Here is a 20,722-nt window from a genome sequence, read left to right on the forward strand (position 1 = left end):
ACATTGACGCTATTCCTATTTATCGTTTATATTAACCTATGCTTCAATGCGCAAAAGCCAAAAAGCATAAAAGCGAAAAAGATGATTACCCTATCCTACAAGATATTATCGAAGCGATATATAAGGATTTGAATCAATCTTCAAAAGCTACAACAATGTATAAGGAGCCTCATGATCATGGACCGACAGCTTAGTTTCTCAAAAAGCATCATTCTTATTGTCTTTATTCTAGCATTTCTATTTGTATCTATCTTTCTCTTAAAAGCGGAACCGCATCTCCCGCTTCTCGCAACAACCGTTGGCACAGCCACGCTATTACGCCTATTCGGCTTTACTTGGCAGAAGCTCGAATCCGCCATCATTCAAGGCATTCAAACGGCCATTATGCCGGTTCTCATCCTTTCGCTCATCGGTATACTGATTGCCGTGTGGATGATGAGTGGTACAGTGCCGACGCTTTTATACTATGGTATGGATTATATTAACCCGCATTATTTTGCGGTGAGTGCGTTATATGTCACGATCGTCGTCTCTATGTTCACGGGAAGCTCCTTCACTACAGTCAGTACGATTGGCGTCGCCTTCATGGGGATTGCCTTAACGACGGGGGTTTCTCCGGCCTTGGCTGCAGGAGCGGTCGTTTGTGGTGCTTGTTTTGGTGATAAGATGTCACCATTATCCGATACAACGAATTTTGCCCCTGCGGTGGCGGGTATATCTTTATTCACACATATTCGCAACATGGTGTACACAACGGTTCCGGCGCTTGTCGTGACTACGGTCTTTTTCCTGCTCGTGCCAACAACCGATACTATCGATTTATCATCATTACAACAAATTAAACTTGCCTTACAAGATGGATTTCATATTCATTGGTTAACGTTGATTTCGCCGCTTGCTGTTATTGCCTGCTCCATCAAGAAGGTTCCGATTATCCCAACGCTAATCGTTGGTATTGTCACTGGACTTCTAGTGACTGCCTTCATTCAGCAACAAACGGCAGTGGATGTCTGGTTCAGCGTGATGCAGAGCGGCTACCAGAGCTCTATCACCAATGAAACAGTCGCTTCCATCGTAAATCGCGGTGGCTTGCAATCAATGATGTGGTCCGTATCTCTGATTTTAATCGCTTTATCATTAGGAGGACTGTTACAGCATTGCGGCGTTATCGAAGCCTTCTTCCATAAAGTCATTCAACCACTGAAGCGTAAAAGTAGCATTGTACTGATGACAGGTGCATCATCTATTGCGGTTAACGGTATGACAGGAGAGCAATATCTCTCGATCCTTCTGCCTGGTCAAATGTTCAAGGATGAGTACACCCGTAGAGATATTCCAGCGAAGACACTATCTCGTACACTGGAAGATTGCGGGACACTCGTTAATCCATTGATTCCATGGGGCGTCAGCGGTGCTTTTTTCGCAGCTACACTTGGTGTTCCGGTAATCGAATATGTACCCTATGCAACCTTCTTGTGGTTAAGCCCGTTATTTACGTTTGCCTATGCATTGATACCTAGATTGCAAAGGAACTCGTTAGGTAGGGATAAGTGATTTAATTGAGTTTAATACAAAAAAGACGTGATGGTTTCCACAACCTAAACTGTACCCCTTGTCAAGGACACTTAAAAAAGAAAGAGCTATTGATGTTTAAGAGGCTGACAAAAGATGATTCCTGTACTGTACAGGAGTCATCTTTTGTCTTCCCCACTGATATCTGTGATGGTTGTAATAACGAATATATCGATTCACTTGACGTTGAAGTTCAAGGAAGGAGGAGCAACTTCGATGATCCACATGGTCCTTCATGTGACCAAAAAAGGATTCTTGAGGAGCGTTATCCCAACAGTTTCCGCGTCTAGACATAGACTGTCCTAGACCATGATCTCTCAACAGTTTTTGGTAGACTGGGCTGGTATAGTGACTTCCTTGATCGGAGTGAATGAATGCATCCGTATGCAGTTTTACATTTCGTTGCTTTAAAAGACCATCTACCGTATCTGTGGCAATGTCGAGCGTGATCCGATCGGATAGGTTATAAGCTAACACCTCTCCTGTCGATGCATCTAGCAGGGTAGACAAATAGGCCATCTCAGAGCGGCCATAAGGAAGGTAAGTAATATCGGTGAGTAGAACCAGTCCAGGAATCTCTTTTCTGAAATCTCGTTGTAGGAGATTAGGCAGCGTCCGGTGTTCCTTCGTGGCTTTAGCAATGCGTTTATACGGGTTAGGCTTACGGTGAGGACATACCAAATTGAATTTTTTCATAAGTCTGCTAATTCGCTTCAAGCTATAAGTGACCTTAAAGTCTTGCTTTAAGACCATCTTAATCGAGCGTGCACCCTTTTTGAATCCACGACGGTTGAATGCTTTTTTTACGAGTTTTCCGGCTTCTTCATCACGTTTAGCACGTTCTAGACGTGCATTTGTGGATGCGAGATAGTTGTAGTACCCTGAACGAGAAACCTGAAGGAGCTCGCATAGATATCCCGTCAGTCTACTAAATCCCTTATCTACCGTGTTCTTGATGAGTTCAAACTTAACGCTTATGCTTCGCTTTATTCCGCTGAGTAACAGCCTCCTTTCGTTCTTGTCTAACTTTTTTAACAGTTCAATTTGAGACTCGAGCAGATTGATTCGTGCCTCTTGTTTCGCAATCACTTCTTCCGAGGTTAGTTCTCTTTGAAGAGGACGACCAGAAGCACCCTTTCGGTTATCTAATAACCCGATAATCCCATCCCGGCTATATGCCTTTTTCCATCGATCTGCACTCTGCTCCACGCGTGTCATACCAATGATATGGACAGGAAGACAATGGCACTCAAAGATCTCTCTTGGCAATTTACCTATCATAAGCTCTTCTATGAATAACCGCTTAAACTCGTCTGTAAAGGTAATTGATCTTTCACTAATTTTGCTTACATAGTTATTCTTAAGTAAAAGTATTTGATCTGCTTCACTAAAAAGTTTCTTACTCATGTCATCCCCCCATGCTTACTCTAGTATACAAAAGTACCCACAGCCTAGACACCTTTTTTTCAAAGTGTCCAGTCTATGGGTACCAGTTTAACCATCACGTCTTTTTTTACACTATCTTGATTTAGCGACTTTTGCATAGGTTCAACTGTTTTACTTCATAATTAATAGAAGTGATAAAAAAATTGTGTCAGTGATAATATACCTTGAGTTAATTCGCAGTACTAGGTAAGATCAAATATTAGATAATTGATTAATGTGCTGAACCATTAATAGAGAATGATACATAGTAACTGAACTCTATAACAAGAAAAGGATTTGCTAAATGAAAAGATTCTTTGCATTATTATTAATGTTGACCATCATTTTTAGTTTCCAAAAGCAGGCTTATGCTATGGAAATCAAGGCGATTCAGCCGCTTAATAGTGAATCAGTAATTTTGATCGATGGAACTACAGGAACTATTTTATTTGAACAAGATAGCGAAAAGTTGATGTATCCCGCAAGTATCACCAAAATTGTTACAGGAATCATCGCGATTGAAGAAGGAAATATAAAAGATATTGTAACCGTTAGCAAGAATGCGAGAAATATTGACGGTACAAGAGTGTACTTACTCGAAGGTGAACAGGTTCCAATGTTAAAGCTTATACAAGGCATGCTAATTAATTCAGGCAACGATGCAGCAACCGCTATTGCCGAACATATTGATGGAAGTGAAGCGCAATTTGCAGAACGAATGAATCAATTTATTAGGGACAAGATAGGTACTCGAAATACTACATTTCAAAATCCGCATGGGCTGTTCGATGTAAACCATGTAACAACAGCTTACGATATGGCGATTATCACACAATACGCGATGAATAATCCATTGTTTCGATCTATAGTCGGTACCAAGAGTCTGGAGTGGATAGGCGAGGGATGGGAGACAACAATCTTTAATCACAATCGACTTTTGTGGCGTTATGAAGGGACAACTGGCGTGAAGAATGGTTATGTTCTTCAGTCCGGTTATACATTGGTTGCCTCTGCCATGAGGGATGGCTCGGAATGGATCGCGGTTACTTTAAATGCGGGTTCAGCAGAGTTAGCCTATAGCGATATGGAGAACCTCTTTGATTATGGATTTAACAACTATCAAACCAATCAGTATACAGTAGATCCTTTATTGATTCAGAAATACCAAGATCGGTTTCAGGTTCCGGATCAATTAGTTTTTACAAGTAAGAAATCCGAATCATTCAAAGTTGAATTAAATGAAAATAATGGTCAGCTCGTAGTGATGGACTCGAACGATAATCAAGTTTATTCCAAACAATTAATCCCGTTAATTACAAGTCAACACATAATAGACAAGCTAAGAGGTCCATTGAACGAGGAGAGCAAATCCTTTCTCGCAGCTAAAAGTATTTCCATAGCGATACCTGTGTTACTAATCCTTCTATTTGTTAGAAAAAGGAAGAGGGAGAAGAGGTAACATTTGCTAAAGCTAGCATGGCTACAAATAATATTTCAGCACCCTCTAGATTCTTAGAGGGTGTTTTTTTTGCTGCATAATAGGTGTTTACAGCTCATCTGGATTCATACCATAGACCTGTTTAAGCTCTAAGAGTGGGCTATCTGCAATACTTCTTGGTGTGATAAGCCTGCCACCATTGCTGTCCAAGTCGTAACCAAACTGACGGTAAGCTTCCCACACCAGGTGAGCACAATGTGTTTCCTTTAACATATTATCAGGGTGCTTGGCAGTCCATATCCCTGCTCCAAAACCATAGGGTACGCCACTGAGCCGTTTGACCGCTTCCTGTGCAATTGTACGCCTATCTTCAGCAGAGCTGTCTTTTAAGCGAAAGACAAGAAAACTCGGGTATTTTTCCCATTTCCCAATGGTTTGGATACCGGAATTCTCCCCCAGGACGGCTGACTCCAACGTCTTTCCTTTGTTCGCATCTACCACGATTGCCGCATGTCCATTCCGCCAGCCAAAGGTGAGTGAGTTTTGAGTGATCAAGATGTCTCCATCTTCAAGTGCAATCATCTCGGTTCCCGCTATATATTTACCATTTTCGTCTACTACGAATTCTTCTTTTGATATCGGACTATTTTTTTCGCGAACTAGTAGAGGAGTGGTGAAGAATTGATTTTGCATTCGATAAATCGTATTCTCATTTCCTGTAGCAAGAAGATTGTCAACCACTGGACGACCAAGTCCAGATTGCTTGAGTAGGATCTCGTAGTCATTCTCACTCAGAACTTCCTTCGTTAGAATTGTAGATAAATCGACCTTAGTGTAATCGGGCGTCCAATGGGCGGACGGTTCAGCTGCAAGTGTCCAGCGTTGCAGGGAGACTATCAACACAAGTACTACGCCCATTCCTATCAAAACCCTCATACGCCAACGCCTTTTCTTTCGCGGAGTCTTGCTCAATTCACTTCCCTCACTCTCTAGCTGTAGCTTTCATCATTATCATAGGCCAAGAACAAGGGAAATAATCGTATTTTTAGTCTAGCACGTTTAAATATTCCCGATCTCGGTTACAAAAAGAGAAGAGTGTTACTTTTGGACAACTACTGAATACAAACTTAGAACCAAGAGGAGGAATTGACTATGCGAGATCAAGACCAATACTCGATGCAGGATCCAACAACACAATTTCCGAAAGCAACAGCAGAATGGAAGCAGAAACAGCCGGAACCAGGACTACAAAAGAAAATGTCCCCCGTACCTGATGCAGGGGAGACAAGCTACAGCGGAACTGGAAGATTAAAGGGACGTAAAGCTGTGGTTACAGGGGCCGACAGTGGAATTGGCCGTGCGACAGCGATTGCTTTTGCACGTGAAGGTGCAGATGTGCTACTGTCATACTTGCCGGAGGAAGAGGCGGATGCTCAAGAGGTGGTCAAATTACTCGAAGAAGAGGGCAGGAAAGTCATAGCCATTCCTGGTGACCTGAAGGACGAGCAATTTTGCGAGCAACTGATTGCGGCTGCGGTGGAAAAACTAGGCGGAATCGATATTCTTGCCAACGTGGCTGGCAAGCAGCAGTTCGTGGAGGAGATTGCAGATCTAACAACCGAACAATTCGATGCCACATTCAAGACCAATGTATATTCTCTATTCTGGCTCTGTAAGGCTGCGGTACAACATATGAAGCCGGGCAGTTCAATCATTAATACTTCTTCAATTCAAGCTTATAAACCATCACCCATTCTATTAGATTATGCTACTACGAAATCGGCAATTAACACCTTTAGTAAAGCCCTCGCACAGCAAGTTGCGAGCAAGGGGATTCGAGTAAACGTTGTGGCACCAGGTCCCGTATGGACACCGCTGCAAGTAGCGGGTGGACAACCAACAGAGAAGTTGGCACACTTCGGTGAGAATACGCCGCTTGGTCGACCAGGACAACCTGTAGAAATGGCTCCGGCTTATGTGTTCTTGGCCAGTCAGGAATCGAGTTATATCAGTGGGGAAACCCTTAATGCTAATGGTGGTACGCCAACGCCTTAAACCGTATCATCATTAAATAAAAAAAGCGTGCGCTGTAATAAGAACTAACCCGTCTGAACAAAGACGGGTTTTTTAGTTGGAGGGATCCTTTGACTGGTTATGACCTTAAGAGTCGCTATATTAGCGGCTTTTTTTGATTTAAGGGTACACGTTGTTGTCCCGCCTTGAATCCTTGGTTGCAAGTTAGAGCAACAAAATCTCTATATTTCTCGTTTATTTCATTGAGGGAAGAAGGAGGAAAATATGTGAAACTAAAATACATTCTACTGCCATGTGTTATGGTAATTGCTTTGACAGGATGTTTTAACGGATCAATTGAAAACAAACCCAGTCAAAAAGAAGTAGTGGAGGAATACACAGAAGGAAATGAACTGACAAGTATGGCCAAAATAACATTGGAAGACTTCAAAATAGCTTTGCAGGCAGAAGGACTTGAATTAATAACCGTTGAAGACGGTTATGATTGGTTGTTGAACAATAATAAACCGAATAACTTTACAGTAGGTAATCCTATCGAAAATATAGACCCAACTAAATTAGAGCAGGTTTCAATTTATGTTTTTGAATCAGAACATGCACGCAAAAAAGGGTTGGAAGATTTTAATAAACAAAGGGAAAAATATGACATGATGATTCCTCGTATTTATGAAGCAGAAAATGTGATGCTATTTTATTGGGCACATGCTGATATGGATAAACCTGCGAAATACGAACCACAATTTCAAAAAGCAATTAAAAAATTGAAGTTAGAATAAAGAGTGCGCACATCACTTATCGATAAGAGCTTGTTAACACAAGCTCTTCAGCTTGTCGAGAAACCCAGTCATTTTCATGACATCGGGTTTCTCTTTTTATTTTGGCAGATATAAAATCGGGAAACTAGGAGTTTAAACCCGGTACTCTAGGCGATCCAGGTGGATCGCCATCTTCTTCATATTCTGTACGGCTGCCGTCATCAGTGCTTGTTCTCTGACGTTTGGTAGCCCTCGCAAACGGCAATAGCGAAACCCATGGAGCTCTTTAGCATCCGCGAAGCTTCGCTCTATCGTTTCTTTTCGTTTACGGTATAACTGTTTGCCGGACTTGCTGAGCCGGTTATTCCGTACCCAGTCCTTGCTGTCTTCCCAAACATGTCGGGTTACCACCTTCCGGTGGTTTCGGGATTGCGTACATTGGTCCAGCAAGGGACAGTTCTTGCAATGCTCTGGATCGGACGCGTACTGCCGATAACCCTTGCGATCTGTGGTTCGGTAACCCAATTCATGGCTTGCAGGGCAGACGTAAATATTTCGCTCTGCATCAAACGTGAATTTCCATTTCGGAAACAAACCTTGCTTCGGATGAAATCTTCGGTGAGCAATTACCGCGAAAATATTTCTGCTTTGTAAACCTCGACAAATTGGCGTAGTTAAATAACCTGAATCTAATGCAACAGCTTCGACCTCAAATTTAAAACGTTCTCGCTGACGGTCCAAACGCGACAAATAGGGAACAGAATCATGGACATTTCCCGGTGTGACATGCACGTCCGTAATAAAATTGTACTTTGTATCCACCGTGCGGTGGTCCAGATAAAAGAAGCCCTCTGGTTTGCCATCCCGAATCATATATCCGCTGTCCGGATCCGTCTTGCTTACTTTAATTTCTTTGTCCTCAGTCACTTCCTCTCTAGGTTTTAGGGCTTTTTTCCGTGCTCTTTCCGGTCTTCTGCAACGGCGGCGTTTAGCTCGTCCACGTAATCTTTGGTATTTTGCAGCACTTGCTGTTTTGTGTACTGGTGTTTATTCGCATTTGCTTTCACGTGGGTAGAGTCACTCACCAGAACACGTCCGCCAACCATCCGGTGGGAAATGCCCTGCAAGACAATCTCATCGAAAATATCCTGAAAAATGTTCGTACCTTTAAACCGAGTTCGCCGATTCCAGCTAATAGTTGTATGGTCGGGCACTTTATCTGTTAATCCGAGGCCTAGAAACCATCGGTAAGCTAAATTGGTCTGAATTTCACGTTCTAATTGGCGTTCGGAACGAATGCCATAAAAGTATCCGAGAAATATCATCTTAAACAAAACAACAGGGTCAATCGCGGGTCGTCCATTATCCGCACAGTACAAGGGCCGAACTTTTTCATTAATAAAGGAAAAGTCGATATGTTTATCTACTTTGCGCAGCAAATGATCTTGCGGGACCAAATCTTCTATGGAAACAAACTCGTAGACTTGTTGTTTTTCTCGGTTGGAACGTAGCATACAGAACACCATCCGTTCTATAATAGTTACCTATATTATACAACATTAACGCGGTGTCGTCTTAAATAATTAATTCATAAAGAAGCTGTCGAGACTTTCTCGACAGCCTGAAGAGCTTGTTAACACAAGCTCTTATTTTTTTGCATCATTGATGTGATGTGGATTACCAAAATAATCTTGACAGGAATAGACGACTTCGTATACATTTGTATACAACTAGATCAATGTATACGTTTGTATACACAATATAGAGGAGGAAAAAATATGCGAGAAGGATTTAAAGGTAAGCACCACGGTCATAGGGAACACAGAGAACACAGAGGTTTAGAGCACATGGATAAACATGGTCACAAAGAGTCTTGCGAACCTCATCCAAAAAGCGCACAAACCTTTCGCCGCGGCAGAGCTACAGCATTCTTGGATAAGCTTAATGTGAATCGTGCTACTTTGCAGCGGCAATTAAATGAGCCTGAGCTAGAATCGATCAAACAAGTCATTAGCGGTGAATTAAAAGCAACTGAAGCGATTATTGAAGAGTTTATCCATATGTTTCAGCTTCATGAGATATCTTCGGAAGATAGAACTTCTAACAATAATAAAAACGATGGAGATGGAATAAAAAATGACAATAACCAATTTAATTAAGACTCGTAGAACGATAAAAATGTTTAAGCCGGATCCGATTGGTGAAAGTGATCTGATGAATTGGCTCGAAGCTGCAAGTTACGCGCCTAATCATCGCATGACCGAACCTTGGGAGCTTCTTTTTCTTGGACCAGATACCAGAGCGAAATTAAATCATAAAACAGACTTTGGTAGCGCCCCTGTAGTTTTTGCCATATTATCCAAACCTGCCGCAACTTCGTTCGAACGTGATGAGAATGTCATGGCTTCTTCATGTTTCGCACAAAATTTCTTATTGGCTGCTCATGAAGCGGGTGTAGGTTCATATTGGGCTTCTTTGGGCGCTTTACCCCATAATCGTGACATTCTTGGTGTGCCGAAAGATTATGATGTTATTGGTATATTTGGAGTGGGATATCCTGCGGAAGTTCCAAATGCCAAACCAAGAACGCCTATTATGTCAAAAATCACTTATCTGTCCTAAACTAAACACCTGTTGGTTGGATTAATTATTTCAGTAAGCAATATAGAATCGAAGGTGAACGAATGTGGAAACTTAAGAGTTTTTTGAAGCCTTACTGGCTATGGTGCTTGCTAGCACCGTTGTTGATGGTGATAGAGGTGTTTATGGATTTAATGCAGCCTACACTAATGGCAAGCATTGTGAACAAGGGCATCATGACGAACGATTTGGCGCATATCGTTACGACTGGACTAACGATGTTGGGCGTGGCATTTATCGGTGTAATCGGAGGGGCAGGTTGCAGCATTTTTTCAAGTATTGCATCCCAGAATTTCGGTAACGATTTGCGGATTCGTCTCTTCGAACATACCCAGTCATTCTCTAATCAAAATTTAGACCGCTTAAAGACGGGATCATTGATTACTCGGCTAACGAATGACGTAGTGCAGCTACAGACATTTGTGCAGATGATTCTACGTATGTTTGTACGTTCACCACTGCTACTAATCGGCAGCCTGGTGATGGCCATCCGGATCAGCCCATCGTTGACCCTCATCCTGCTTATCTCCGTTCCTTTGCTATTTATAATTTTGTATGTACTAATCAAACTCTCATTTCCTTTGTTTGCGAAAATGCAAGTCAAACTGGACGGCGTCAATACAGTACTTCAGGAGAATATTTCTGGAATTCGTGTGATTAAGGCTTTTGTCCGAGCCAGACAAGAGAAGAAGCGGTTTGATGTCGCTAACACGGAATATACCCAAACAGCAATCAAGGCCGTGCGCCTTATGGCGCTAAATCTTCCGCTCATGATGCTGATCCTAAATGCAAGTATTGTTGCCGTGCTTTGGTTCGGAGGACTGCAAAGCTGGAACTACGGGCTTCCGGTTGGTGATTTGATCGCTTTTATCAATTATGTAACCCAACTATTGATGTCGATGTTGATGCTTAGCAATGCGCTTACTTTTGTCTCTCGGGCAAAGGTGTCAGCGGACCGGGTGAACGAAGTGCTTGCCACAACGAGCGAAATTATCGATGCTCCTTCAGCCAAGACCGACGTGATACATAACGGACGTATCAAATTCAATAATGTGTCGTTCTCTTATCACAAAGATGATCAGCACCTCGTTCTGAGAGAGATCAACTTTGTTGCAGAGCCGGGCGAAACGGTTGCGATTCTTGGTGCCACTGGCGCGGGGAAGTCGACGCTCGTCAGCCTTATTCCAAGGCTTTACGAAGTGATGTCTGGTTCGATTATGATCGATGGCACGGATGTTCGAGAAATGGGACTGGAACACTTACGAAGCCGAATAGGGCTTGTCATGCAGCAAACGATTCTGTTCAGTGGAACCATTCGTGACAATATCCGCTATGGACGCCCTGATGCTACCGCGGAGGAAGTTGAACAAGCTGCCATAACCGCTGAGGCTCACAATTTCATCATAGGTCTTCCACAGGGGTACGACACTATATTGGGTCAACGCGGCGTCAATCTGTCCGGTGGCCAGAAGCAGCGTTTATCGATTGCTCGAGCACTGCTGATCCGTCCGATGATCCTTATCATGGACGACAGTACTAGTGCACTGGACGCGGTGACTGAATCGCGGATCAAGCAAATGCTAAAAGTACAGATGCGGAATAGCACAAACATATTGATTACCCAGCGGGTCTCGTCTGTCATAGATGCCAATCGCATCCTCATTTTGGAGAATGGTAGGATCGTAGCCCAAGGTACTCATGAAGAGCTTCTTCTAAGCAGTGATGTCTACCGGGATATCCGGCAGTCTCAACTGAAGGGAGAGGAGGCACCTTATGTCTAGTTTCAATAATCACACGCCATTTTCGGTTCCTGGTCGGCCGGGAGGTTTCGGTGGAGGACCGCAAGGTCCGGGCCCTGGAGCAGGACGCGGCAACATACCGAAGGTACGAGCCAAAAACCGAGGAGCTACGATTAAACGTGTATGGGCATACTTAAACCGTCAGCGAGTAGGGATTATCCTAGTATACATATTTACCGTACTTAATGCGGTTATTTCGTTGATTGGGCCATACCTACTTGGAAAAGCGATCGATACTGCGGTCATTCCTGGGGACTATGCTAGGCTTGTCCAGTTTTGTTTACTCCTTCTCGGTATCTATTTGCTCGGTAGTGTTGTGGCTTGGGTTCAAGCTTATGTCATGACGGCAGTTTCGCAAAATACCGTGTTCGAGCTACGCCGCGACTTGTTCGCGAAGTATCAGCAACTACCCATACAATTCTTTGACACGCATGCCAACGGGGAACTGATGTCCCGAGCAACTAACGATATTGAAAATGTTTCGAACTCTCTGAATCAAAGTGTGACTCAGCTTCTGAACAGCTTGATTACACTCAGCGGTTCACTGGTTATCATGCTTATGCTGAACATACCACTCACTATTGTAGCTATGTTGACAATCCCACTCGTTTTGCTGTCTTCCCGTAAAATATCCGGCTTAAGCCGGGTTTATTTCAAGAAGCAGCAACAGAGTTTAGGCGAGCTTAACGGGTTTATCGAAGAGAAGGTTAGCGGATTAAAGGTAGTCAAGCAGTATCGAATGGAAGAAACAGAAGCTGGGCGGTTCAGCATGATCAGCGGGGAGCTGAACAAGGCTGGGATCAAGGCACAGATTGTTTCCGGAATTGTAGGGCCGGTCATGAACTTGATCAACAACCTTAACTTTGCGCTCATCGCGGGCGTGGGGGGCTTGATGGCCTATCATGATTTAGCTACGGTAGGAGTGATTGTCAGCTTACTCAACTATTCCAAGCAGTTTGGTCGCCCGATCTCTGAGCTTGCTAACCAGTATAATCTCATTCAGTCGGCCATTGCCGGGGCGGAACGGGTGTTTGAAATCATGGATATGCCGTCCGAGTACGGTGATGAAGATGATGGAGAACTGCCAAGGCTATCCGGGAAAGTCGTTTTTCAAAACGTCTCTTTCGGTTACGAGTCCGATTCACTGATCCTAAAGGACGTGACGTTTGAAGCGAAATCGGGTGAGAAGATCGCACTTGTTGGACCAACAGGAGCTGGAAAAACAACGATCATCAACCTTTTGACAAGGTTTTATGAAATCAGTGCAGGTGCCGTGTATATTGATGGTCGGGACATCCGGCAGTTAGACAAAAACGCTCTCCGCAGCCAGCTCGGGATGGTGCTTCAGGATGCGCATGTATTTGCGGGAACTATTCGGGAAAATATTCGCTTCGGACGCCTAGATGCAACCGATCAGGAGGTTGAGGAGGCCGCAAGACTTGCCAATGTCGATGGGTTTATTACGAGACTCCCGCAAGGTTACGAAACTATACTGGGTACAGAAGGTGGAAATCTGAGCCATGGACAGCGCCAGTTGTTAACGATTGCGCGCGCCATTCTAGCCGATCCGGCCATTCTGATTCTGGACGAAGCAACCAGCAGCGTGGATACACGGACGGAAATGCATATTCAGCAAGCTATGACAACCTTGATGAAGGGACGCACTAGCTTTGTGATAGCGCACAGGCTCAGTACGATTCAAGATGCTGATCGTATCCTCGTCATCCAGGACGGCCGAGTTGCGGAACAGGGTAGCCATGAACAACTCTTAGCGCTTCAGGGTGTCTATCACGAGCTTTATAACAGCCAGTTTAAGAGAGCTATCCAGTCAGACGATATATGAGTGAATAATAATAGAAATGACCGGAGTAGCGTTGGCTACATCCGGTCTTGTTTTTAATATAAACCATCTCATTATTCGATTGTAATTTGCACAATCTCGCTGTTCGTACCAATTCGTAACGGCGGACCCCAAGTACCCACACCTGATGTAACGATAACTTGCGGACTATCTTTATCCTTTTGGTAGTATCCATAATCTACAGTAAACATGGCATTTGTGATTAGGTTGGCCGGGAATATTTGACCTTGATGCGTGTGTCCACTCAGTATTAAATCGACTTCATTTCCGTATTCAATCATATTAGCTGGTTGATGATCCATTACGATAACGGGCATGTTTGCATCTATCTTATCAAAGATTTCTGTAATATCCCCCCGTGTTGTTCCTTGATCACCAATGGGGGATGAATCCTTCCTTCCAATTAAGACAAATCTATTATCAATAATTACATGCTCATCATTCAGAAGTTTAATATTACTTTTTTCAATAAAGCTTACTATCTCTTCATAGGAACGACCTGCATCATGATTACCTAAAGAAGCATAAACACCGTAGGTTGACTTCAGTTGATTTAACTCTTCAACTGCTTTAGAGGGGTTCGAGAGCGCATAGTAGTTGCCATTAAATATATCACCAGACATTAGTACGATATCAGGATGTAAACTATTAATGTGATTAACAACTTTTGAGATGAAATCAACATCATTTATGTATCCTAAATGTAAGTCACTTATCAGAACAATATTTAGATTATCTAATGATGTGCTGTTATCAAATTGGACTTTGTAAGATACTTCTTTTAGCTGGGTAGCATTATAACTTCCATATAATACTAACCCTATGACTGTGATAAAAACAAAGGACTTTGTATGGAATGCAATAGATTGTGGAACTGGTGTACGGATAAGCTTTATCTTTCTACCTATAAATAAGATCAAATCCATTATGATCAACAACAATAGCAAGTAGCAGTATAGTCCCATCCAATATTCGCCTAATTGAGCGATCAAACTAACGATACTTGAATTTAACAGAATAGTCGAAGAGGATAGCAATAAATTAAAGATGGTAGTTAAAGCAAAACAGCTATATATAATTCCAAATACGATCCAATTTATCATAGGAAAAATATGCTGTAGCCATTTAAAAACCTTCTTACCAATATAATAGTTAGTAGCTCCATAAATAGCGAACATACACAAAAACACCAAAATCACAGGATACACCGCCTTATAAATCTGCATAATGTGGAGAAAACTCGTTCTGTAGTTGTCCCTTCTAACCTCCCTCTGAACACATTATAGTATAATCATAAGGCAAACAAATAGAAAAAGGCAGAATAGGAGTTAAAGAATATGTGGTTATTATTCGCATTTGGTTCCGCACTCTTTGCAGGGATCACAGCCATTTTAGCGAAAATAGGGATAAAAAATACGGATTCAAATGTAGCAACGGCGATTCGGACCGTTATTATATTAATTTTTTCATGGTTAATGGTATTTGTGGTAGGTTCATTTGATACCATTACAGCAGTGAATACCAAGACACTTATTTTCCTGGTGCTATCGGGCATGGCAACAGGAGGTTCCTGGCTTTGCTACTTCAAAGCTCTTCAATTGGGAGATGTTAATAAGGTAACCCCAATTGATAAGTCTAGTACGGTGCTGACTATGATTTTGGCATTTATCATTCTTGGTGAAGCATTAACAGTGATCAAGGTTTTGGGTATGGTAGCTATCGGAGTTGGTACATATTTGATGATTACGAAGAAAGAAGTCGCGAAGAAGGAAGTAAAGGCAAAGGGATGGATGTTCTATGCAGTCCTATCAGCTGTATTTGCAAGTTTAACTTCTATACTTGGCAAGATTGGTATTGAAGGCGTTGAGTCCAATCTTGGAACAGCGATTCGAACGATAGTAGTCCTTCTTATGGCGTGGATTGTTGTATTTGCAACTAAGAAACAGGGCGAAGTCAAACATATAGATAAGAAGAGTTGGTTATTTATATGTCTTTCTGGAATTACGACAGGACTTTCATGGTTATGCTACTATAAAGCACTCCAAGATAGAGAGGCGAGTATAGTAGTACCGATTGATAAATTGAGTATTTTAGTGACGATTATTTTTTCATATTTGTTCTTACAAGAAAAATTAACAAAGAAATCTTTCATAGGTTTGATTGTAATTGTAGCAGGCACAATAACACTGTTGATTTAAAAATAGTTCTCTATATTCCTTTGCAGGAATATTCCTGTTGTGGTATATTGGTTTAATAAGATATCAACCTACAAACATAGAACGAAGCATGCGTATTATTTCAGCAAGAGAACGGATGATAACCATGAATATTAACGTCATGAGTGCATTGGCAGAGTCTAACCGTATGCAGATAGTTGAGCTTTTACGTGAATGTCCACTCACCGTTGGAGAAATCGCAGAACGTCTGCAACTGCGCCAGCCGCAAGTATCCAAGCATTTACGTGTACTAAGTGAGGCAGGGATCGTGGAGGCCGAAGTAGACGCGAATCGCCGGATCTATAGGCTGCGACCGGATCCTTTTCGAGAGTTGGACGATTGGCTTGAGCGCTATCGTGTTATCTGGGAGAAGCGGTTCGACCGTCTGGATGACTATTTGCAAAAGTTGCAGGACAAGGAAAAACGGAGCTGAACGCTGTATCAGGACTATTTGGACCAAGAAATGAAATCGAGGAGGAATTTAAAGTGACAAATCAAATGATATCCAAGATTGAGGGCAATGTGCTTATTCTAGAGCGTGAATTCAATGCCCCTCGTGAACTTGTTTTTCAAGCCTTCACGAAGGCGGAGCATTTGAAGCAATGGTGGGGGCCGAGAGGTTGGACGCTTCCGGTATGCAATGTTGATTTTCGCGAAGGCGGAGTTTGGCATTATTGCATGAAGTGCGAGGACAAGAACCAGGGTGATTTCTATGGTATGGAATCATGGGGCAAGGCAGCGTACCGTGAAATCGTCGTGCCGGAGAAGATTGTGTATGTGGATTATTTCTCCGATGCGGAGGGCAACGTGGCGGAAGATATGCCGCAAACGCTCGTGACGCTGACTTTCATCGAGACGGATAACGGAACAAGGGTAATTAACCGCGGTGAATATGCGACGGCTGAAGCACTGAAGCAGGTGATGGATATGGGCATGATGCAGGGCATAACAGATACCTGGAACAGATTGGTCGAGCATCTGAAGTCGATCCAAGAGAACAATTAAGGAAATAATTCGCAACCTAATGCTATATCAAAAGGCAGGCCCCGAGAGATCGGCGGCCTGCCTTTATTTATTATTTAGATAATTGCGGCTCAGGTTATTTTTTGCTATACTTTTCGAATTAAATCTAATTGGGGGTGATGTAGATGGCAATTCGGAATTGCACATTTGCTAGGGGGTCCTCATGCAAAGCCTAACCTAGGGCGATACTTTGCGTGAGGTGCGATAAGATGATTTGATCGCCCACACTTAACTTTATCGTTTCTAATAATGGGCTTTGCACCTTATGATCTTTCATAACATATAAGGGGCTGAAGAGCTATGAGTACACCATTTATTAGAAACCATCAATATAACGTTATTAAGAAACAATCGGAATTTCTTCTGAAAACACTAAGAACTGTCGCGGATCGAAGAGTCTTAGAGACCGTAAGATTTCGTGCTGCAACGATCATTACTGAAGCATTTCATTATCTTACAGAGGATCAACAGCAATTGTTGGAACAAATATCGACCTTCGAGACGGCATATGATTTCCAGAGATATCTAGACGCATTAGAACCTTATTTAGAATCATTTCCGCCGATTACGCCGAAACAGATTCAGAAGCTATTTCCTAAGAATAAGAAGTTGAAAGTACCTAATCTAGCATCCATCGACTTTCGATATGTTACGTATCTGAGCTGGGTAGATATTGCTACGAACAAATTATTCATTGTGTATCCGTTCGAAGGACAATTCATTGGCATCGAGGGAAGAATCACACCGACTAACAAGAAAGGGTATTGCCTGTTCTGTAATCGGCAACATGAACTTGCATTCTTCTCGGTTAAGACCAAGCCTGTGAACTCTTCACCGGATGATTATTATGCTGTGGGTCAATACATCTGCATGGAGAATCAAGGATGTAATCAGAGCATTACCGATACAGGATCACTGGAGAAATTCATTCTCTCAGTTCGTAAATAGAGCAATCATTAGGAAAAGGCTGCCATAAAGGTAGCCTTTTTTGGTGCGATATTATATGACAATTGAATTATCATTCTAATCATGAATGGTAGGCCTGATTGCTTAAGATATCTAATTGATATTATCCGCAATATAAGTATAAAATGTTATATATAGTATTTTGTTAGGGTGAAGTCTATGAAATATATAAAAGCTGTACTGAAAAATCCTGAAAGGAAGAGGCTTATGATAACTATTTATGATTGGTTTGGCTATGAATTGCCGATTAAGGAACGTTATCAGTTAATAAAAGAAGCCGGATTTGATGGTGTTTTATTATGGTGGAGTGAAGGCTTTAATCGGAACGATTACCGCAACGGGCCACAAATTGCGCGAGAAAGAGGTCTTTTTATAGAAAATATCCACACGCCAATCCAAAACCAAAACAACCTCTGGCTTGATAATCTGGACGGTGAAGCCTTAACCGACTGCTATTTGCAATGTGTTGCCGATTGCGCCGAATTTGAGATTCCAACAATGGTGGTACACCTACCGGGCGAAGACAATCCATATAACGCATTGGGACTGGATAGGATCAAGAGAATCACTGAAAAAGCTGAACAACTTGGTGTCAATGTTGCGCTGGAGAATTTGCATAATCTCACCAATTTGGCGTATGTGCTGGAGCAAGTGGATTCCCTGCGTGTCGGATTTTGTTATGACTGTGGGCATCACTACCGCTACTATCCAGGCAATGATTTATTATCCATATACGGTTCCCGGTTGATGGCAGTACATTTACATGATAATAACGGAAGTTATGCCCAACACGGGTTACCTTTTGACGGTACGATTGATTGGTCTACAACCATGAAAAAAATTGTGGAAACGGATTATTCAGGCGCGATTGCAATAGAGGCCATGAATTGGGATTATGAGAATTTATCGGCTAAAGAGTTTTTACATAAAGCATTTGAGCGAGCAAAAAGGTTGGAAGCATTAAAGTTCAATATTCCATCTAAGTGACCTAGGCTCAAGACTCTGATTAGAAGAATCGTGATGACCAACTGGATTTATTAGATTAAGACAGAAATGACCCGTAAGAGGGTACTTTTTTCAAAGTTTCCATCTTACGGGTCATAGTTAATATGATCGAATTCGGGCTGTTTATTTGATTGCTACTATTATTCCACTTTTAATTTGACAGTGAATGTCGTACCTTTGTTCGGCTCACTGTTAACCGATATGGCACCACCCACCAGTTCAATGACCCGCAGTGAAAGAGCAAGACCTAGGCCGTTACCGTCCCCGGAGTGGGAAGTATCTCCTTGATAGAATTTATCGAAAATATGCTTCATCGTTTCCTCGTTCATGCCGCAACCAGTATCTGATATCATGACGGTAATCGTATCTTCATCCGAAGTCTGCATTAAGGTGATGGTCCCGCCGGGGGCAGTGAATTTCAGAGCATTGGAGAGGAGATTAAGCCATAAGATCTCCAGCATACTTTCGTCAGCATAAATGATGGCACGATCTTCTAAATCCACCACAAATTCGATATTCTTTTCTTCCCAGGAATTTTCAAAAGTAAGGGCGCAATCGCATAACTGTCTACAAATATCATAGGGCTCTGCAACGTGATTAATCTCCTGATTGTCCAATTTATTAAGTTTAAGGATGTTAATTACTAATGTCGTTAACTTTTGAGAAGCTAATATGATTGTTGTATATTCCTGCTGAAGTTTCGGCGATAACTCCATCTTTTGTAACGCCATTGCGTAGCTATGAATGACGGACAGAGGGGTTTTGATTTCATGGGACACACTGGATATGAAATCATTTTTGAGCGTTTCAATGCTACCCAGTTCCTGAACCATCTTGTTGAAATCCTCGAACATTACGTCCACATAATCCTTCTTGTCAGCCCTATGAATGGGTTCTAAATAGACGGAAAAATCACCTTCTGCTACCTGTTTTGCCGCTTCGCTGAGTTTGCGCATTGGCTTATCAAAGGTTTTGTACTTCTGCCGTGCGGTGACAAGGCAGAAAATGAAGGCAACGATGATCCAATATCCCGCGATCCCGAAGATGTATTGCGACGGAACGTTTTCGATCGGAATATAGGCATCGTAGATCATCGCTTGCCCTGCGGTCAATATCGACAGAATAATAAAGGTCCACAAAAACTCTTTCCATGAAAAATTCTGTGATTTGAGTCGGACTTTCTTATCTTGCTTCTTCCTCATTGCGGCACTGCCTTGTAGCCAAGTCCATGCACCGTCATGATCTTGAAATCCTCACAGCAGGAGAACTTATCTCGAAGTTTGACAATATATACATCTACAGCGCGCAGGCTAGTTTCACTGGCAATGCCCCAAAACTCATCCATAAGCTGGGCACGAGAAAAGGTATGTTTTGGATAGGAAAGCATCTTGTAGAGTATGTTGAATTCTCGTAACGTCACAGGAATTTCCGTACCGTTTACCGTTGCGGTTATATCATCTGCGTTCATCATAAGATTTCCTACCACTAGTTTTTTGTCGTGGGCAATATTTGCTCGCCTGAGCAGGGCACCGACACGCATTACTAACTCGTCCATATGGATAGGTTTAACCATATAGTCGTCAATCCCTGCACGAAATCCTCTTTGTTTCGATGAAATGTCGTCACGGGCGGTAACAAAAAGAATGGGGATAGTCTTGTTAATAGCCCTCACCGTTTCCGCAAATTCAAAGCCGTCAATCTCCGGCATCATGACGTCTGAAATGATAAGGTCATATAGATTGTTATACATCAAATCGTATGCTTCTCGTGGGTTCAAACACCCTTTGGCGTCATATCCGTTATTGCTTAGATAGGTGCACATAATTTGATTGAGCTTTATATCATCCTCCACAACAAGTATATTAACCATAAAAGCGGTAGTGGTGGTTCATGGCTACATGGCTAATGGGCAAAATCAAGTGAATATAACCCGATCATATAGAACGTAAAAGTAGCCGATCATATGACCGGCTACTTTTGTACGAATA

The 20,722-nt window shown here is 42.4% G+C and carries 19 protein-coding genes; 13 read left to right on the forward strand and 6 right to left on the reverse strand.

Features of this window, described 5'->3' with window-relative positions; all coding sequences use genetic code 11:
- Positions 1 to 177 precede the first annotated feature (177 nt).
- Positions 178 to 1,554 (forward strand): Na+/H+ antiporter NhaC, encoded by a 1,377-nt coding sequence (gene nhaC / locus NST85_RS14250; protein ID WP_127191294.1) that lies wholly within the window; start codon positions 178 to 180, stop codon positions 1,552 to 1,554.
- A gap of 96 nt (positions 1,555 to 1,650) precedes the next feature.
- Here nhaC and NST85_RS14255 read toward each other — a convergent pair whose 3' ends face one another.
- Positions 1,651 to 2,979: an IS3 family transposase gene (locus NST85_RS14255; protein WP_341188377.1), complete on the reverse strand. Its 1,329-nt coding sequence runs from the start codon at positions 2,977 to 2,979 to the stop codon at positions 1,651 to 1,653.
- Positions 2,980 to 3,301: 322 nt separating this feature from the next.
- Between NST85_RS14255 and NST85_RS14260 the strand changes: the two genes are divergently transcribed.
- Positions 3,302 to 4,456, forward strand: coding sequence for a D-alanyl-D-alanine carboxypeptidase family protein (locus NST85_RS14260; RefSeq protein WP_127191293.1), 1,155 nt, complete (start codon positions 3,302 to 3,304; stop codon positions 4,454 to 4,456).
- Positions 4,457 to 4,543: 87 nt separating this feature from the next.
- On the opposite strand, the gene NST85_RS14265 is transcribed toward NST85_RS14260, so the two are convergent.
- The gene (locus tag NST85_RS14265) at positions 4,544 to 5,353 is read right to left on the reverse strand and encodes a hypothetical protein (protein ID WP_170220139.1); all 810 of its coding nucleotides are present in this window, start codon (positions 5,351 to 5,353) and stop codon (positions 4,544 to 4,546) included.
- A gap of 234 nt (positions 5,354 to 5,587) precedes the next feature.
- Here NST85_RS14265 and NST85_RS14270 point away from each other — a divergent pair, with 234 nt between their 5' ends.
- Positions 5,588 to 6,490 carry an SDR family oxidoreductase gene (locus NST85_RS14270; protein ID WP_341189627.1) on the forward strand — a complete coding sequence of 301 codons (903 nt, stop codon included), beginning with the start codon at positions 5,588 to 5,590 and terminating at the stop codon, positions 6,488 to 6,490.
- 245 nt (positions 6,491 to 6,735) lie between these two features.
- Positions 6,736 to 7,245, forward strand: coding sequence for a hypothetical protein (locus tag NST85_RS14275; protein ID WP_127191290.1), 510 nt, complete (start codon positions 6,736 to 6,738; stop codon positions 7,243 to 7,245).
- A 132-nt stretch (positions 7,246 to 7,377) separates the two neighbouring features.
- Here NST85_RS14275 and NST85_RS14280 read toward each other — a convergent pair.
- Positions 7,378 to 8,738 (reverse strand): IS1182 family transposase gene (locus tag NST85_RS14280; protein ID WP_341188322.1). Its coding sequence is split into 2 segments (ribosomal slippage): positions 7,378 to 8,168 and positions 8,168 to 8,738, totalling 1,362 coding nucleotides; the frame shifts between segments, so codons are not numbered across the junction.
- A 264-nt stretch (positions 8,739 to 9,002) separates the two neighbouring features.
- Between NST85_RS14280 and NST85_RS14285 the strand changes: the two genes are divergently transcribed.
- The 4 genes from NST85_RS14285 to NST85_RS14300 all read left to right on the forward strand — a co-directional run bounded on the left by NST85_RS14285 (position 9,003) and on the right by NST85_RS14300 (position 13,506).
- Entirely contained in the window at positions 9,003 to 9,383 is a 381-nt protein-coding gene (locus tag NST85_RS14285) for a hypothetical protein (RefSeq protein ID WP_127191289.1), read from the forward strand.
- On the forward strand, positions 9,361 to 9,846 hold the full coding sequence (locus NST85_RS14290; RefSeq protein ID WP_127191288.1) for a nitroreductase family protein: 486 nt from the start codon (positions 9,361 to 9,363) through the stop codon (positions 9,844 to 9,846). Before NST85_RS14285 ends, NST85_RS14290 begins: the two co-directional genes overlap by 23 nt.
- Before the next feature lie 62 nt (positions 9,847 to 9,908).
- A complete protein-coding gene (locus NST85_RS14295) occupies positions 9,909 to 11,645 on the forward strand; it encodes an ABC transporter ATP-binding protein (RefSeq protein WP_127191287.1) in 1,737 nt (578 codons plus the stop codon).
- Positions 11,638 to 13,506, forward strand: a complete 1,869-nt coding sequence (locus NST85_RS14300; RefSeq protein ID WP_127191286.1) for an ABC transporter ATP-binding protein — start codon at positions 11,638 to 11,640, stop codon at positions 13,504 to 13,506. The genes NST85_RS14295 and NST85_RS14300 overlap by 8 nt, the downstream gene beginning before the upstream one ends.
- 71 nt (positions 13,507 to 13,577) lie before the next feature.
- Here the strand turns inward: NST85_RS14300 and NST85_RS14305 are convergent, their stop codons facing one another.
- A complete protein-coding gene (locus tag NST85_RS14305; RefSeq protein WP_341189628.1) occupies positions 13,578 to 14,702 on the reverse strand; it encodes a metallophosphoesterase in 1,125 nt (374 codons plus the stop codon).
- Between the two features lie 159 nt (positions 14,703 to 14,861).
- On the opposite strand from NST85_RS14305, the gene NST85_RS14310 reads away from it, so the two are divergent.
- The 5 genes from NST85_RS14310 to NST85_RS14330 all read left to right on the forward strand — a co-directional run bounded on the left by NST85_RS14310 (position 14,862) and on the right by NST85_RS14330 (position 18,716).
- Entirely contained in the window at positions 14,862 to 15,722 is an 861-nt protein-coding gene (locus NST85_RS14310) for an EamA family transporter (protein WP_341189629.1), read from the forward strand.
- A 124-nt stretch (positions 15,723 to 15,846) separates the two neighbouring features.
- On the forward strand, positions 15,847 to 16,173 hold the full coding sequence (locus NST85_RS14315; RefSeq protein ID WP_127191283.1) for an ArsR/SmtB family transcription factor: 327 nt from the start codon (positions 15,847 to 15,849) through the stop codon (positions 16,171 to 16,173).
- A gap of 53 nt (positions 16,174 to 16,226) precedes the next feature.
- Positions 16,227 to 16,745, forward strand: a complete 519-nt coding sequence (locus NST85_RS14320) for an SRPBCC domain-containing protein (RefSeq protein WP_341189630.1) — start codon at positions 16,227 to 16,229, stop codon at positions 16,743 to 16,745.
- A 318-nt stretch (positions 16,746 to 17,063) separates the two neighbouring features.
- On the forward strand, positions 17,064 to 17,711 hold the full coding sequence (locus NST85_RS14325; RefSeq protein WP_127191281.1) for a FusB/FusC family EF-G-binding protein: 648 nt from the start codon (positions 17,064 to 17,066) through the stop codon (positions 17,709 to 17,711).
- A 177-nt stretch (positions 17,712 to 17,888) separates the two neighbouring features.
- Positions 17,889 to 18,716 carry a sugar phosphate isomerase/epimerase family protein gene (locus NST85_RS14330; protein ID WP_211350051.1) on the forward strand — a complete coding sequence of 276 codons (828 nt, stop codon included), beginning with the start codon at positions 17,889 to 17,891 and terminating at the stop codon, positions 18,714 to 18,716.
- A gap of 158 nt (positions 18,717 to 18,874) precedes the next feature.
- Here the strand turns inward: NST85_RS14330 and NST85_RS14335 are convergent, their stop codons facing one another.
- Positions 18,875 to 19,936 carry a HAMP domain-containing sensor histidine kinase gene (locus NST85_RS14335; protein WP_127191280.1) on the reverse strand — a complete coding sequence of 354 codons (1,062 nt, stop codon included), beginning with the start codon at positions 19,934 to 19,936 and terminating at the stop codon, positions 18,875 to 18,877.
- Entirely contained in the window at positions 19,933 to 20,586 is a 654-nt protein-coding gene (locus NST85_RS14340; RefSeq protein WP_341189631.1) for a response regulator transcription factor, read from the reverse strand. Before NST85_RS14340 ends, NST85_RS14335 begins: the two co-directional genes overlap by 4 nt.
- Positions 20,587 to 20,722: the final 136 nt, after the last annotated feature.

This window comes from Paenibacillus sp. FSL K6-2524 (genome assembly GCF_038005525.1).
Lineage (GTDB): Bacteria > Bacillota > Bacilli > Paenibacillales > Paenibacillaceae > Fontibacillus > Fontibacillus anaericanus.